The organism is Pseudomonas fluorescens, assembly GCF_902497895.1.
Taxonomy (GTDB): Bacteria; Pseudomonadota; Gammaproteobacteria; order Pseudomonadales; family Pseudomonadaceae; genus Aquipseudomonas; species Aquipseudomonas fluorescens_BP.
This window is the reverse complement of the sequence record NZ_CABVHQ010000001.1, coordinates 168454-182649: the sequence shown is the minus strand read 5'-3', so window position 1 is coordinate 182649 and position 14196 is coordinate 168454. Positions and strand designations below refer to the sequence as shown.

Annotated in this window: 15 protein-coding genes and 1 riboswitch; of the genes, 14 read left to right on the top strand and 1 reads right to left on the bottom strand. The window is 62.3% G+C overall.

Annotation, left to right across the window (positions count from 1 at the left end; all coding sequences use genetic code 11):
• Nucleotides 1-47: 47 nt before the first annotated feature.
• From hda to F8N21_RS00800, 4 genes are all read left to right on the top strand, one after another.
• Nucleotides 48-752 carry a DnaA regulatory inactivator Hda gene (hda, locus tag F8N21_RS00815; protein WP_054049492.1) on the top strand — a complete coding sequence of 235 codons (705 nt, stop codon included), beginning with the start codon at nt 48-50 and terminating at the stop codon, nt 750-752.
• Between the two features lie 224 nt (nt 753-976).
• Entirely contained in the window at nt 977-1597 is a 621-nt protein-coding gene (locus tag F8N21_RS00810) for a C40 family peptidase (RefSeq protein WP_150640289.1), read from the top strand.
• A 165-nt stretch (nt 1598-1762) separates the two neighbouring features.
• Nucleotides 1763-2296, top strand: a complete 534-nt coding sequence (locus tag F8N21_RS00805; RefSeq protein WP_150640288.1) for a C40 family peptidase — start codon at nt 1763-1765, stop codon at nt 2294-2296.
• Nucleotides 2297-2319: 23 nt separating this feature from the next.
• Nucleotides 2320-2982 (top strand): class I SAM-dependent methyltransferase, encoded by a 663-nt coding sequence (locus tag F8N21_RS00800; protein WP_150640287.1) that lies wholly within the window; start codon nt 2320-2322, stop codon nt 2980-2982.
• Between the two features lie 291 nt (nt 2983-3273).
• Here F8N21_RS00800 and F8N21_RS00795 read toward each other — a convergent pair whose 3' ends face one another.
• Complete coding sequence (locus F8N21_RS00795) at nt 3274-4587, bottom strand: PQQ-dependent sugar dehydrogenase (RefSeq protein ID WP_150640286.1); 1314 nt, start codon at nt 4585-4587, stop codon at nt 3274-3276.
• A 152-nt stretch (nt 4588-4739) separates the two neighbouring features.
• Nucleotides 4740-4975: riboswitch (cobalamin riboswitch) on the top strand.
• An 80-nt stretch (nt 4976-5055) separates the two neighbouring features.
• Between F8N21_RS00795 and cobO the strand changes: the two genes are divergently transcribed.
• The 10 genes from cobO (at nt 5056) to F8N21_RS00745 (ending at nt 14077) form a co-directional block, all read left to right on the top strand.
• Nucleotides 5056-5667: a cob(I)yrinic acid a,c-diamide adenosyltransferase gene (gene cobO, locus F8N21_RS00790; RefSeq protein WP_150640285.1), complete on the top strand. Its 612-nt coding sequence runs from the start codon at nt 5056-5058 to the stop codon at nt 5665-5667.
• 10 nt (nt 5668-5677) lie between these two features.
• Nucleotides 5678-7060 (top strand): cobyrinate a,c-diamide synthase, encoded by a 1383-nt coding sequence (locus F8N21_RS00785; protein WP_150640284.1) that lies wholly within the window; start codon nt 5678-5680, stop codon nt 7058-7060.
• Nucleotides 7057-7707, top strand: coding sequence for a 5,6-dimethylbenzimidazole synthase (gene bluB / locus F8N21_RS00780; RefSeq protein ID WP_150640283.1), 651 nt, complete (start codon nt 7057-7059; stop codon nt 7705-7707). Before F8N21_RS00785 ends, bluB begins: the two co-directional genes overlap by 4 nt.
• The gene (gene cbiB / locus F8N21_RS00775) at nt 7704-8612 is read left to right on the top strand and encodes an adenosylcobinamide-phosphate synthase CbiB (RefSeq protein ID WP_150640282.1); all 909 of its coding nucleotides are present in this window, start codon (nt 7704-7706) and stop codon (nt 8610-8612) included. The genes bluB and cbiB overlap by 4 nt, the downstream gene beginning before the upstream one ends.
• Complete coding sequence (gene cobD / locus F8N21_RS00770; protein WP_150640281.1) at nt 8605-9600, top strand: threonine-phosphate decarboxylase CobD; 996 nt, start codon at nt 8605-8607, stop codon at nt 9598-9600. Before cbiB ends, cobD begins: the two co-directional genes overlap by 8 nt.
• The gene (locus tag F8N21_RS00765) at nt 9597-11048 is read left to right on the top strand and encodes a cobyric acid synthase (protein WP_150640280.1); all 1452 of its coding nucleotides are present in this window, start codon (nt 9597-9599) and stop codon (nt 11046-11048) included. Before cobD ends, F8N21_RS00765 begins: the two co-directional genes overlap by 4 nt.
• 149 nt (nt 11049-11197) lie before the next feature.
• Nucleotides 11198-11719 (top strand): bifunctional adenosylcobinamide kinase/adenosylcobinamide-phosphate guanylyltransferase, encoded by a 522-nt coding sequence (gene cobU / locus F8N21_RS00760; protein ID WP_150640279.1) that lies wholly within the window; start codon nt 11198-11200, stop codon nt 11717-11719.
• Nucleotides 11716-12771 carry a nicotinate-nucleotide--dimethylbenzimidazole phosphoribosyltransferase gene (gene cobT, locus F8N21_RS00755; protein ID WP_150640278.1) on the top strand — a complete coding sequence of 352 codons (1056 nt, stop codon included), beginning with the start codon at nt 11716-11718 and terminating at the stop codon, nt 12769-12771. The genes cobU and cobT overlap by 4 nt, the downstream gene beginning before the upstream one ends.
• A complete protein-coding gene (gene cobC / locus F8N21_RS00750) occupies nt 12768-13343 on the top strand; it encodes an alpha-ribazole phosphatase family protein (protein ID WP_150640277.1) in 576 nt (191 codons plus the stop codon). Before cobT ends, cobC begins: the two co-directional genes overlap by 4 nt.
• Before the next feature lie 2 nt (nt 13344-13345).
• A complete protein-coding gene (locus F8N21_RS00745) occupies nt 13346-14077 on the top strand; it encodes an adenosylcobinamide-GDP ribazoletransferase (RefSeq protein ID WP_150640276.1) in 732 nt (243 codons plus the stop codon).
• The last annotated feature ends 119 nt before the right edge of the window (nt 14078-14196 follow it).

Sequence of the window (14196 nt, the reverse complement as noted above, 5' to 3'; positions counted from 1 at the left end):
CTTTATACAGAGGCCACTAACGGTTCCTTTGGAACTGTTCAGTCAGCATGAAACCGATTCAGCTGCCCCTAGGTGTGCGTCTGCGTGATGACGCCACCTTTATCAATTACTACCCAGGCGCCAACGCCGCTGCACTCGGCTATGTCGAGCGGCTTTGCGAAGCCGACGCTGGCTGGACCGAAAGCCTGATCTACCTCTGGGGCAAGGACGGCGTCGGGCGTACGCACTTGCTGCAAGCCGCGTGCTTGCGGTTCGAGCAGATGGGCGAACCGGCGGTGTACCTGCCATTGGCGGAACTGCTGGATCGCGGTATTGAAATCCTCGACAACCTCGAGCAATACGAACTGGTCTGCCTGGATGATCTGCAGGCGGTGGCGGGGCGGGCGGACTGGGAAGAGGCGCTGTTCCATCTGTTCAACCGTTTGCGCGACAGCGGTCGACGTTTGCTGATTGCCGCTTCGACTTCGCCACGGGAGCTGCCGGTGAAGTTGGCGGATTTGAAATCACGCCTGACCCTGGCGCTGATTTTCCAGATGCGTCCGCTCTCCGATGAAGACAAACTGCGTGCCCTGCAACTGCGTGCTTCACGGCGCGGTCTGCACCTGACCGATGAGGTCGGACACTTTATCCTGACGCGTGGCACTCGCAGCATGAGCGCATTGTTCGAACTGCTGGAGCGTCTCGATCAAGCTTCGTTGCAGGCGCAACGCAAACTGACCATTCCCTTCCTGAAAGAAACCCTGGGTTGGTAAAATGACCCGGTAAAACCGCGCTCTGCAGCGTTTTTTGGCACTTTTCAGGCGCCAGAAAATCCGCTCCGAGGCCGTATCCAGGGTGCGCAAGCGTCTATATGGGCTTTAGGCCTTAGATGCAAACGACAAACCGAAAAGTCACATTCCCCTCGATTGAATTTGCAAATGAGGATGATAGAAGGCATAGTCGCGGCTCTTCAAAACTATCAGCCACGGTCGTGCCCATGCTAAATCGCTTCGCACCCCTCGTGCCTCTCGCACTCGTTACCCTGTTGTTTGGTTGCGCTGCGCACTCTCCAGTGTCCCAGCAAGAGCCACAACAGCAGGTTACAAACTCTGTTACTGCACAGTCTTCCAGTGTTTACCTGGAAGACCTGGCGACTGAAAAAGAACTGGCCGTATTCAACGATAACAAGCCTTATCAGATGCCGGTCCTGGCCGATAGCATCCTCGAGCGTGGCATGTCCCTGATCGGTACTCGTTACCGTTTCGGCGGCACCTCCGAGGCAGGCTTCGATTGCAGCGGTTTCATCGGGTATCTGTTTCGAGAAGAGGCGGGCATGAACTTGCCGCGCTCCACTCGCGAAATGATCAACGTGGACGCTCCGCTGGTCGCTCGCAACAAGCTCAAGCCCGGTGATCTGCTGTTCTTCAGCACCAATGGCCGTGGCCGCGTCAGTCACGCCGGGATCTACCTGGGTGATGACCAGTTCATCCACTCCAGCAGCCGTCGTAGCGGTGGTGTTCGAGTCGACAAACTGGGCGACAGCTACTGGAGCAAGACCTTCATCGAAGCCAAGCGAGCCCTCGCCATGGCGCCGACTATCGTTACCGCTCGCAAGTAAGCTTACTTTCAGTAAGGCGAACTTAAAGTCTTACTTGAAGTTTGCCGCGTAGCCGCTAGAATCCTGATCTATTGTTGATGGTAAACCGCCTGCGTTCTGCGTAGGCGGTTTTCTTTTCAGCCTCACGGCAGAGAAAGCCGCATCCAGATCAGGATTGTTCTGCACATGTCGACGTCGGCCCGCCTTGCGCTTCTCGTGTTCGCGGCACTGCTCAGTGCTTGCGCCAGCCGTACTCCGCCACCTGCGCCGGTGATCCGGGCACCTGTTTTCGCCCCCTCCCAAGCATTCTCGCCAGTGGCTGAAGATGTGCTGTTCCAAGCGTTGGGCCTGGTCGGTACACCTTATCGCTGGGGCGGCAATACGCCGGACTCGGGTTTCGATTGCAGTGGTCTGATCGGCTACGTTTATCGTGATGTCGCTGGCATCACTCTGCCGCGTACGACCCGCGAAATGATCGGTATGCGTGCGCAGGATGTCGACCAGAACGCCCTGCAGACTGGCGACCTGATATTTTTTGCCACCAATGGCGGCTCGCAAGTCAGTCATGCCGGAATTTATGTCGGCGAAGGCCGATTTGTTCATGCGCCTGCCACCGGCGGAACGGTCAAGCTCGATACCCTGTCCAAAGCCTACTGGCAGAAAGCCTATCTCAGCGCCAAGCGGGTGTTGCAGCCGGAGCGTCTGGCGCGTAACCCTTAGGTCGCACCTTTGCAGAGGTTTTCATGACCGCGCGCACCCTCAATCTCGACGATTCCCTCTACAGCTACCTGCTGGATGTTTCCTTGCGCGAAACGCCGCTGTTACGCCGTTTGCGTGACGAAACCCAGGCGCTGCCCATGGCCCGCTGGCAGGTGGCGCCCGAGCAGGGCCAGTTCCTCGCCTTGTTGGTCAAACTGACCGGCGCCAGGCGCTTGCTGGAAGTCGGCACCTTCACCGGTTACAGCGCCTTGTGCATGGCTGCTGCCTTGCCGGAGGATGGCAGCCTGATCTGTTGCGATATTCCTGGCGATTACAACGCCACCGCTCGCCGTTACTGGCAGGAGGCGGGCCTGGCGCAGCGGATTGATCTGCGCCTGGCACCGGCGCTGGAAACCCTGGCGCAGCTGGAGCAGCAAGGGCAGGGTGGAAGTTTCGACCTGATCTTCATCGATGCCGACAAGGCCAACTATCCGGCCTATCTGGAAAGCGCCTTGCGTCTGCTGCGAAGCGGCGGGCTGGTGATTTTCGATAACACGCTATGGAGCGGGCGCGTGCTCGAGGTCAATCCCGAAAGCGAAGACACCCGCGCCATCCAGGCCCTGAACCGCGCCTTGAAGGATGACCTTCGGGTCGATCTGTCGCTGCTGCCGCTGGGCGATGGGCTGACGCTGTGCCGCAAGCGGTAGGCAATTAAGAGTAAGGCACGCCGAACACCAAACCTGTGGCGAGGGGGCTTGTCGGAACGCCGCATCGCCCCGTTGGGTCGCGAAGCGGCCCCAAAAACCAGCGATCCCGATCTGTCAGGTACACCGCATTCACCGGTTCTACGACTGCTCCGCAGCCGAACGGGGGCAAGCCCCCTCGCCACAAATGCCCGCCAGACTATAGATTTTCATTAACTGATCAGGATTGGGGCAAGCCCGCTCCGCTTCTTTGGCGTAGAGGAGATCGATAAAGATCGCAGCCTTCGGCAGCTCCTACGGGGCCGCCGACACCCGCCAGATCTTGTTCCCCACGTCATCCGCCACCAGCAAGCCCCCTTGCTGATCAATCACCACCCCCACCGGCCGGCCCATGGCTTTTTCGTCTTCAGTGAGGAAGCCCGTCAGCACGTCAATCGGTTGGCCGCTGGGTTTGCCGGCGCTGAACGGTACGAAGATCACTTTGTAGCCACTGTGCGGCTTACGGTTCCAGGAGCCATGCTGGCCGATGAATGCGCCTTGGGTGAAGGACGGCGGCAATTTGCTGCCTTCGGCGAAGGTCAGGCCCAGTGATGCAGTGTGCGGGCCGACGGCGTAGTCCGGAACGATGGCTTTGGCTACCAGTGCCGGGTCTTGTGGAGTGACGCGCACGTCGACGTGCTGGCCATAGTAACTGAAGGGCCAGCCATAGAAGGCGCCGTCCTTGACCGAGGTGATGTAGTCCGGCACCAGATCGCTGCCGATTTCGTCACGTTCGTTGACGGCGGTCCAGAGTTGCCCGCTCTGGGGCTCCCAGGCCATGCCGTTGGGATTGCGCAGGCCTGAGGCAAAGATCCGATGCTGACCGGTGGCGCGGTCGACTTCCCAGATCGCGGCGCGCCCTTGTTCCTGCTCCAGACCGTTTTCGCCGACGTTGCTATTGGAGCCGACGGTAACGTAGAGCTTGCTGCCATCCTTGCTGGCAATCACGTTCTTGGTCCAGTGGTGATTCAAGGTCCCACCGGGCAGGTCCACCACCTTGGTCGGTTGCGCGGTGATCGAGGTTTCTCCGTCTTTATAGGGGAAGCGCAGCAACCGATCGGTATCCGCGACGTAGAGATCATTGCCCACCAGAATCATGCCGAACGGTGAGTTGAGGTTCTCGAGGAATATTGTGCGGGTTTCGGCGACGCCATCATGGTCCTTGTCCCGCAGCAGGGTGATGCGATTCGGGCTCGGGACAACGGCTCCGGCGCGGCCCATGAACTTGCCCATGACCCAGCCAAAAATGCCTTTGCGATCGTCGGGCCTGGGCGGAGCGTTGGTTTCGGCCACCAGCACGTCACCGTTGGGTAGTACGTAAAGCCAGCGCGGATGATCAAGCCCTTCGGCAAACGCCGCTACCTGAGTGCCACTTGCGGCGGTCGGTCTGGCACCTTCAGGCCAGCCGATCGCCGGGGCGATGTTCACGGTCGGGATCAGGGTTTTGTTCGGTTGCGGCAGCTTCGGCGACGGCCCGGTGCCATCGGAAACTTTCAGGGTGGCGGTTTCACTACAGGCTGCAAGCCCGCCGGCGAGCACGATGACAAGGGCAAGTTGAGGCTTGAGCATGCTGATCTCCCTACGAATGCACTGATGTATTCATAGAGGCGCATAGCTGCCGGTTGGTTCAACCTTTCAGCGGCGTGCCTCTTTGAATAGCACGGCAATGCCAGGGTGATAGTTGCCCGGGTTTAATTGACGCTCCACCCTCAACCCTCTAACCTTCGCGACTTGTTTCAGGTGCTCTGTGACCCTGGTCGAAAGAGTGAAACAGGGAAGCCGGTGAGTGCGCGTTCTGTTACAGAGCGGGCAGCGATCCCGGCGCTGCCCCCGCAACGGTAAATGAGTCAAGACTGTGCCTGGTGCCACTGTGTCGCGAGTCGACCCGGGAAGGCGCGCAGTCCGGGATTACACCCACTCATGAGCCCGGAGACCGGCCTGATCCATCCAACGGCATCACGGTGGGCGATGCCAGGCTTAATGCCGTCTATTTTTATTCCTGCCCCCCGTTATCCATTTCCAACGGAGAGCTGCTCCATGACTGATTCCCCCGATCGTGACGAACGCCATCTGGCGCGCATGCTGCGCAAAAAAGCGGTAATCGACGAACGTATCGCCAACTCGCCGAACGAGTGCGGGTTGCTGCTGGTGCTGACCGGCAACGGCAAAGGCAAGAGCAGCTCCGCCTTCGGCATGCTCGCCCGGGCCATGGGCCACGGCATGCAATGCGGCGTGGTGCAGTTCATCAAGGGTCGCAACAGTACCGGTGAGGAGCTGTTCTTTCGACGTTTTCCCGAGCAAGTACGCTTTCACGTCATGGGTGAGGGCTTCACCTGGGAAACTCAGGACCGTCAACGTGACATCGCGGCGGCCGAAGCGGCCTGGGCCGTCTCCCGTGAATTGTTGCGTGACCCGGCCATTGGCCTGGTGGTGCTCGATGAGCTGAATATTGCCCTCAAACACGGCTATCTGGACCTCGACCAGGTACTCAGCGACTTGCAGGCTCGCCCGCCGATGCAGCATGTGCTGGTCACCGGTCGCGGTGCCAAGCCCGAAATGATTGACCTGGCCGACACCGTCACCGAAATGGGCGTGCTCAAGCATGCGTTCCAGGCCGGGATCAAAGCGCAAAAGGGCATCGAGCTGTGAGTATTCAAGCATGAGTGATGCACGTCGTTGCCCGGCGGTATTGATCGCCGCCCCGGCTTCCGGTCAGGGCAAGACCACCGTGACCGCCGCGCTGGCCCGCTTGCATCGTAATCAGGGGCGCAAGGTTCGGGTGTTCAAGTGCGGTCCGGACTTCCTCGACCCGATGATTCTCGAGCGCGCCAGCGGTGCGCCGGTGTATCAACTGGACATGTGGATGGTCGGCGAACAGGAAAGCCGTCGACTGCTCTGGGAAGCGGCGGGCGAGGCGGACCTGATTCTGATCGAAGGGGTCATGGGCCTGTTCGATGGCACGCCGTCCAGCGCCGACCTGGCGCGGCACTTCGGCGTGCCTGTGCTGGCGGTGATCGACGGCACGGCCATGGCCCAGACCTTCGGTGCCCTGGCCCTGGGTCTGGCGCGTTATCAGCCGGACTTGCCGTTTGCCGGCGTGCTGGCCAACCGCGTCGGCACCTTGCGCCATGCGCAATTGCTCGAAGGCAGCCTGACCGAAGGCCTGCGCTGGTATGGCGCGTTGTCCCGGGAAACCGGGATCGAACTGCCGAGCCGTCACCTGGGCCTGGTGCAGGCCAGCGAACTGAATGACCTGGATCTGCGCCTCGACGCTGCGGCCGAAGCCTTGGCCGGCAGTTGCGAAGTGGCGTTGCCGCCAGCGGTCGAGTTCGCCGCGCCTGAAGTGGTTGTGGCCGAGCCGTTGCTGGCCGGTGTGCGGATTGCCGTGGCCCGCGATGAAGCCTTTGCGTTCACCTATGGTGCGAGCCTCGACCTGCTGCGGGCGATGGGCGCCGAGTTGCGGTTCTTCTCGCCGATCCATGACCGCGAACTGCCCGAGGCTGACAGCTTGTACCTGCCGGGTGGCTACCCGGAATTGCATCATGTCGCGCTGGCGGAAAACGCCACGATGCTGGCTTCGATCCGTGCCCACCACGTAGCCGGCAAGCCGTTGCTGGCCGAGTGTGGCGGCATGTTGTATCTGCTCGATTCGCTGACCGATGTCGAGGGCCAGCGTGCCCAACTGGCGGGATTGCTCGCGGGCGATGCGGTGATGCAAAAGCGTCTGGCGGCACTGGCCTTGCAGGCTGTTGATCTGCCGGAGGGCTCGTTGCGCGGCCATACCTATCACCACTCGCTGACCAGCACGACGCTTGAGCCGATTGCCCGTGGCCTGAGCCCAAATGGTGGGCGGGGGGCGGAAGCGGTGTATCGCGAGGGGCGGATGACAGCTTCTTATGTGCACTTTTATTTCCCTTCCAATCCCTCGGCTGTGGCTGCGCTTTTTGCGCCGGATGCCGAGACCGCTATCGCGAGCAAGCTCGCTCCCACAGAGCATACGCAATCGAATGTGGGAGCGAGCTTGCTCGCGAAGAGGCCATGACCGACAACGCATTCAGTCCGGCTGAACGTGAAGCGGTTTATCGGGTAATTGGCGAACGCCGCGACATGCGTCATTTCAGCGGCGGCACGGTCGAGCCTGAACTGCTCCGGCGCCTGCTCGAAGCCGCCCATCAAGCCCCGAGCGTTGGCTTGATGCAGCCCTGGCGGTTTATCCGCATCAGCGATCGCCCGTTGCGCGGCAAGATCCAGCAGCTGGTGGAAGAGGAACGGGTGCGCACCGCCGAGGCCCTGGGCGAACGTTCCGACGAGTTCATGAAGTTGAAAGTCGAAGGCATCAACGACTGCGCCGAAGTGCTGGTCGCCGCGCTGATGGATGATCGCGAGCGGCATATTTTCGGCCGCCGAACGTTGCCCGAAATGGATATGGCGTCCTTGTCCTGCGCCATTCAAAACCTCTGGCTGGCGTCCCGCGCCGAAGGCCTGGGCATGGGCTGGGTGTCGTTGTTCGAGCCCCAGGCCCTGGCCGATCTGCTGGGTCTGCCGGCCGGGGCCAAACCGCTGGCGGTGTTGTGCCTGGGGCCAGTAAAGGAATTTTATCCGGCGCCAATGCTGGTGCTCGAAGGCTGGGCGCAGCCGCGTGCGCTGAGTGATTTGCTGTATGAGAATTATTGGGGAGTGAGTCAATGAGTGTGGCGTTATTGAGCGTCGCCGCGGTTGCGCTGGATGCGCTGCTGGGTGAACCCAAACGCTGGCATCCGCTGGTGGCGTTCGGCCGGTTTGCCGATCGCATCGAGCAACGTTTCAACTCTGGCGGGCGTGGCTGGCGCAGCCATGGCGTCACCGCCTGGGTGCTGGCGGTGTTGCCGCTGACGCTATTGGTGACTGCCTTTTCCTGGCTGCCCTATATCGGCTGGCTGGTGGAAATCCTCGCGCTGTATTGCGCCCTTGGCCTGCGCAGCCTTGGCGAGCATGTCGAGCCGGTCGCGCAAGCCCTGCGCAGCGATGACTTGGACGAAGCGCGGCGGCGAGTGGGCTATCTGGTCAGCCGTCAGACCAGCGAGCTTGATCCAACGGAGGTCGCCCGCGCTGCCACCGAATCGGTGCTGGAGAACGGCAGCGACGCGGTGTTTGCCGCCTTGTTCTGGTTTGCCATCGCCGGCGCTCCGGGGGTGGTGCTCTATCGCTTGAGCAATACCCTGGACGCGATGTGGGGCTATCGTAATGATCGCTTCGAACGATTCGGCTGGGCGGCGGCGAAGATCGACGATGTGCTCAACTATATTCCTGCGCGGCTGGTAGCCCTGACCTACGCGCTACTGGGCAAGACCCGCCTGGCACTCAAATGCTGGCGAACCCAGGGGCCGACCTGGGACAGCCCGAACGCCGGTCCGGTGATGGCGGCGGGGGCGGGTGCCCTGGGCGTCGAGTTGGGCGGGGCGGCGATTTATCACGGCGAACTGCACCAGCGCCCGCCATTGGGCGAGGGTGTACCGGCCGATGCCGATTCCATCGACCGTGGCTGGCAACTGGTGCAGCGCGGCGTGTGGTTATGGCTGCTGATTCTCTGCGTGGGAGCTGAGTTCTATGCTTGAACACGGTGGACGGTTGCGCAAGGCGGCGTTGCACTACGGCATTGCCGAAGCCGATTGGCTGGACCTGTCCAGCGGCCTCGCGCCCTGGCCGTTTCCGGTACCGCCGATTCCCTTGCGGGCCTGGGCGCGCTTGCCGGAAACCGATGATGGTCTCGAGCAAGCTGCCTGCGACTACTACGGCGCCACTCAAGTGTTGCCGGTGCCAGGTTCGCAAGCGGCCATCCAGTTGCTGCCGCGTTTGCGCCGCACCGGCAAGGTCGGTGTGCTCTCGCCCTGTTACGCCGAGCATGCCGAGGCCTGGCGGCGCGGCGGCTACGTGGTGCGTGAAGTGCTGGAACAGGAAGTGGAGTTCTTTCTCGACGCCCTGGACGTGCTGGTGGTGGTCAACCCGAATAACCCGACCGGCCTGAGCCTGACCCCGGAGCGCCTGCTCGACTGGCACGCGCGGCTGGCGCAGCGCGGAGGCTGGCTGGTGGTCGATGAAGCGTTCATGGACAACACGCCCCACCTGAGTCTTGCCGCGCATACGAACCAGGTCGGGCTGATCGTCTTGCGTTCGTTCGGCAAGTTTTTCGGCCTGGCGGGGGTGCGCCTGGGTTTCGCGCTGGCAGAGCACAAACTGCTGAAACTGCTCGCCGAACAGCTCGGGCCGTGGGCGGTCAGCGGTCCGACCCGAGTGTTGGGTCAGATATGTCTGCGCGACACTGTGGGCCAGGTCCGCCAACGCCTGCGCAGCGAAGCAGCCAGCCAGCGTTTGGCCCAGGTGCTTGAACATCATGGCTTCAAGCCACAAGGAGGCTGCGCGCTGTTTCAATGGTTGATCACCGGGCACGCCGAGCAGTTACATGAATTCATGGCCCGGCGCGGCATTCTACTGCGCCTGTTCGCCCATAACAGCAGCCTGCGATTCGGCTTGCCGGCCGATGAAACCGATTGGCGGCGTCTCGAACAAGCCTTCCAGGCCTATACCCAGGAACAAGCGCCATGACTACGCTGATGGTGCAAGGCACCACCTCGGATGCCGGTAAAAGTACCCTGGTCACCGCGCTGTGCCGCTGGCTGATTCGCCAGGGCGTCAGTGTCGTGCCGTTCAAGCCACAGAACATGGCGCTCAACAGCGCGGTGACGGCCGACGGCGGTGAAATCGGTCGTGCCCAGGCAGTGCAGGCCCAGGCCGCCAATCTCCAGCCGCACACCGACATGAACCCGGTGTTGCTCAAACCTAACAGCGATACCGGCGCCCAGGTGATTATTCATGGTCGCGCGGTGACCAGCATGAATGCCGTGGCCTATCACGATTACAAGGCCATCGCCATGCAGGCGGTGCTGGCCTCGCACCAACGCTTGAGCGCTGCCTATCCGGTGGTAATGGTCGAAGGCGCAGGTTCGCCGGCCGAGATCAATCTGCGTGCCGGAGATATCGCCAACATGGGCTTTGCCGAAGCCGTGGATTGCCCGGTGCTGTTGATCGCCGATATCAACCGCGGCGGGGTCTTCGCCCATCTGGTGGGCACTCTGGAGTTGCTGTCGGCCACAGAACAGGCGCGGGTCAAAGGCTTCATCATCAACCGTTTCCGTGGCGATATCGCTTTGCTGCAGCCGGGCCTCGACTGGCTCGAAGCGCGGACCGGCAAGCCGGTGATTGGCGTGTTGCCCTATGTCATGGACCTGCACCTGGAAGCCGAAGACGGCATCGATCAGCGTCAGACCGACAAGGCCGAGCAGGTGCTGAAGGTGGTAGTGCCGGTCTTGCCGCGCATCAGCAACCACACCGATTTCGATCCGCTGCGCCTGCACCCGCAAGTCGATCTGCAATTCGTCGGCCCCGGCCAAGCGATTCCCGCGGCCGACCTGATCATACTGCCCGGCTCGAAAAGCGTGCGCAGCGACCTCGCGTTCCTGCGCGCCAATGGCTGGAACACAGCCATCGCCCGGCACCTGCGTTACGGCGGCAAGCTGCTGGGGATCTGCGGCGGTTTGCAGATGCTCGGCGAACACTTGCATGACCCGCTGGGCCTCGAAGGCGCGCCGGGCTCGAGTGCCGGTCTGGGCTTGTTGGCCTTTGCCACGGTCCTCGAAGAAGAGAAGCAATTGCGCAATGTCCACGGCCGTCTGGTCCTGGAAGACGCGCCCGTCAGCGGTTATGAAATTCATGCCGGGGTCACCAGCGGTGGCGCGCTGGAACGGGCTGCGGTGCATCTGGACGACGGTCGCTGCGACGGTGCGCAAAGTGCCGACGGGCAGATTTTCGGCACCTACCTGCATGGTCTGTTCGAATCGCCGCCGGCCTGCAGTGCGCTATTGCGCTGGGCCGGTCTGCAGGATGTGCAGGAAGTGGATTACCACGCTCTGCGCGAGCGCGACATCGAGCGCCTGGCCGACATGGTGGAAAAGCATCTGGATACCGGGTTGTTGCGCGAGCTCTGTGGGATTTAGGCCGACTGTTATGGCCCTATCGCGAGCAAGCTCGCTCCTACATGGGATCGGTGTGAATCGCTAATCTGCGGCTCAACTCGATCCACTGTAGGAGCGAGCTTGCTCGCGATGGCGCCAGTGGCTTCACCGCTAAATTAAGGATTTCAAACATGCTGCAACTGATCCTCGGCGGCGCCCGCTCCGGCAAAAGTCGTCTGGCTGAAAAGCTCGCCTGCGACAGCGGCCTGGCGGTGACGTACATCGCCACCAGCCAGCCTCTGGATGGCGAAATGAATGAGCGAGTCGCCCATCACCGGGCTCGTCGTCCCGCCGAATGGGCGCTGATCGAAGAGCCGCTGGAACTGGCCCGTGTGCTGCGGGAAACCGCCAGCGCCGAGCGTTGCCTACTGGTGGATTGCCTGACCCTGTGGCTGACCAATCTGCTGATGCTGGACAACCCCGAACGCCTGACGGCTGAGCGTGAAGCGCTGCTGGAGTGCCTGGCGTCGTTACCGGGCGAGATTATTTTTGTCAGCAACGAGACCGGTATGGGTGTCGTGCCGCTGGGCGAGTTGACTCGCCGCTATGTCGATGAAGCCGGTTGGTTGCATCAAGCTCTGGCCGAGCGCTGTCAGCGTGTGGTGCTGACTGTCGCCGGCCTGCCTCTGACTTTGAAAGGAACTGCGTTATGAGTAACTGCTGGTGGCTGAACCCGTGTAAAGCGATCGACGCGCAGGCAGTCGAACAGGCCGCAGCCCGTCAGCAACAACTGACCAAGCCGGCCGGTTCCCTGGGCCGGCTCGAGTCGATTGCGGTGCAGCTGGCCGGGTTGCAAGGGCGGGTCAAGCCAAGCCTGAATCAGCTATGGATTGCGATATTTGCCGGCGACCATGGCGTGGTCGCCGAGGGCGTTTCGGCGTTCCCCCAGGAAGTCACCGGGCAGATGCTGCACAACTTCGTCAACGGTGGCGCGGCGATCAGCGTGTTGGCGCGGCAACTGGGCGCGCAACTGGAAGTGGTCGATCTGGGCACCGTCAACTCTTCGCTGAAGCTGCCGGGTGTGCGGCACCTGAACATTGCTGCGGGCACGCAGAACTTCGTCAATGCCCCGGCCATGACTCAAGCCCAGGGCGAACTTGCGCTGCAGGCCGGACGTGACAGCGTGCGCCGCGCCTTGGCGGCAGGTGCCGAGCTGTTTATCGGTGGCGAGATGGGCATCGGCAACACCACCGCCGCGAGCGCCGTGGCGTGTGCCTTGCTCGATTGCCCGGTGGCGCATCTGGTCGGGCCGGGCACCGGTCTGAATGACGCAGGTGTCAATCATAAAGCCCAGGTCATCGAGCGCGCCCTGGCCTTGCATGGGGCCCAGCGCGGCGATGTCTTGCAGACCTTGTTCAATCTCGGTGGCTTTGAGATCGCGGCACTGGTCGGGGCGTATCTGGCCTGCGCCCAGGAAGGCGTGGCAGTGCTGGTGGACGGGTTTATCTGCAGCGTCGCGGCGTTGGTCGCGGTGCGCTTGAATCCGCCGAGCCGCGAGTGGTTGCTGTTCGGTCATCGTGGTGCCGAGCCAGGTCATCGGCATGTGCTTGAGACGCTCAAGGCCGAACCGCTGCTGGATCTCGGTTTGCGCCTGGGCGAGGGCAGCGGTGCGGCGTTGGCCGTGCCATTGTTGCGACTGGCCTGCGAGCTGCACGGGCAGATGGCGACCTTCGCCGAAGCCGCCGTCGCGGATCGTCCGGCATGACCTTGTACCTGGACTTGCTGCGCCACGGCGAAACCGAACTGGGTGGCGGTTTGCGCGGCAGCCTGGATGACGCACTGACGGCCAGGGGCTGGGAGCAGATGCGCGCCGCGGTGCTGGCCAAGGGACCCTGGGATCGGCTGGTCAGTTCGCCGCTGCAACGTTGCGCGCGTTTCGCCGATGAACTGGGCACGCGTCTTGGCTTACCGGTCACGCTGGACAAAGACCTGCAGGAATTACACTTCGGTGCCTGGGAAGGGCAGAGCGCGGCGGCACTCATGGAAACCGACGCACAAGCCTTGGGTTTGTTCTGGGCCGACCCCTACGGGTTCACCCCGCCCGAGGGCGAACCGGTGACGCAGTTTTCGGCACGGGTGCTGGCGGCGGTCGAGCGCCTGCATCAGAACTATGCCGGCGAGCGAGTATTGTTGATCAGTCATGGCGGGGTGATGCGCTTACTGCTGGCCCGGGCTCGGGGCTTGCCCCGCGAGCAATTGCTCAATGTCGAGGTCGGCCATGCTGCGCTGTTCTCGCTGCGGGTCGAGGCCAATACCGTGCTCCGGGAAGAAGCCTGAGCATGTTGCCTTTCTGGATCGCCCTGCAGTTTCTCAGCAGCTTGCCGATTCGTCTGCCGGGTATGCCGCAGCCCCGGGAGCTGGGGCGTTCGTTGCTGTTTTATCCGCTGGTGGGGTTGCTGTTCGGCGGGCTGTTGTGGGCGCTGAATGGGCTGCTGGCGGGCACGCCGTTGTTGTTACACGCGGCGTTGCTGCTGAGCGCCTGGGTTTTGCTCAGCGGCGGCTTGCATCTGGATGGTCTGGCGGACAGTGCCGATGCCTGGCTGGGTGGCTTTGGCGATCGCGAGCGGACCCTGACCATCATGAAGGACCCGCGCAGCGGACCGATTGCCGTGGTCACGCTGGTGCTGGTGCTGTTGCTCAAATTCACCGCGCTGCTGGCGCTGATCGAGCAGCCATACAGTGCTGCCTTACTCCTGGCGCCACTGCTCGGCCGCAGTGCAATGCTCGGCTTGTTCCTGACCACGCCCTACGTGCGGGCCGGCGGACTGGGCCAGGCGCTGGCTGATCACCTGCCGCGTCTGGCGGGAAAACAGGTGTTGCTGCTCAGTGCACTGGTTTGTTTACTGATCGCCGGGTGGGGCGGTGTGTTGGCCGTGGGGCTGGCTGTGGTGATTTTCTTCTGGTTGCGGCAAGTGATGCTGAGGCGCCTGGGCGGAACCACGGGAGATACCGCCGGAGCGCTGCTGGAGTTACTGGAAGTGGCGGTGCTGGTGGGATTGGCGCTCATCTGAAGGTTTCTCGGATCGGCGTAGATACCGTCTTAGCCCTCACCTGTCTCTCGCGGATGTACTCAGATTCCTAATGTGGGAGCGAGCTTGCTCGCGATGGCGGCCTGACAGCCGGCCTGGCT

Bases quoted from the DNA above. Each gene is read 5' to 3' on its own strand.
- hda (WP_054049492.1), top strand. From the start codon at position 48: ATGAAACCGATTCAGCTGCCCCTAGGTGTGCGTCTGCGTGATGACGCC.
- F8N21_RS00800 (WP_150640287.1), top strand. From the start codon at position 2,320: ATGACCGCGCGCACCCTCAATCTCGACGATTCCCTCTACAGCTACCTG.
- F8N21_RS00745 (WP_150640276.1), top strand. From the start codon at position 13,346: ATGTTGCCTTTCTGGATCGCCCTGCAGTTTCTCAGCAGCTTGCCGATT.
- cobC (WP_150640277.1), top strand. From the start codon at position 12,768: ATGACCTTGTACCTGGACTTGCTGCGCCACGGCGAAACCGAACTGGGT.
- F8N21_RS00785 (WP_150640284.1), top strand. From the start codon at position 5,678: ATGAGTGATGCACGTCGTTGCCCGGCGGTATTGATCGCCGCCCCGGCT.
- cobD (WP_150640281.1), top strand. From the start codon at position 8,605: ATGCTTGAACACGGTGGACGGTTGCGCAAGGCGGCGTTGCACTACGGC.
- F8N21_RS00765 (WP_150640280.1), top strand. From the start codon at position 9,597: ATGACTACGCTGATGGTGCAAGGCACCACCTCGGATGCCGGTAAAAGT.
- cobO (WP_150640285.1), top strand. From the start codon at position 5,056: ATGACTGATTCCCCCGATCGTGACGAACGCCATCTGGCGCGCATGCTG.
- bluB (WP_150640283.1), top strand. From the start codon at position 7,057: ATGACCGACAACGCATTCAGTCCGGCTGAACGTGAAGCGGTTTATCGG.
- F8N21_RS00805 (WP_150640288.1), top strand. From the start codon at position 1,763: ATGTCGACGTCGGCCCGCCTTGCGCTTCTCGTGTTCGCGGCACTGCTC.
- F8N21_RS00810 (WP_150640289.1), top strand. From the start codon at position 977: ATGCTAAATCGCTTCGCACCCCTCGTGCCTCTCGCACTCGTTACCCTG.
- F8N21_RS00795 (WP_150640286.1), bottom strand. From the start codon at position 4,587: ATGCTCAAGCCTCAACTTGCCCTTGTCATCGTGCTCGCCGGCGGGCTT.
- cbiB (WP_150640282.1), top strand. From the start codon at position 7,704: ATGAGTGTGGCGTTATTGAGCGTCGCCGCGGTTGCGCTGGATGCGCTG.
- cobU (WP_150640279.1), top strand. From the start codon at position 11,198: ATGCTGCAACTGATCCTCGGCGGCGCCCGCTCCGGCAAAAGTCGTCTG.
- cobT (WP_150640278.1), top strand. From the start codon at position 11,716: ATGAGTAACTGCTGGTGGCTGAACCCGTGTAAAGCGATCGACGCGCAG.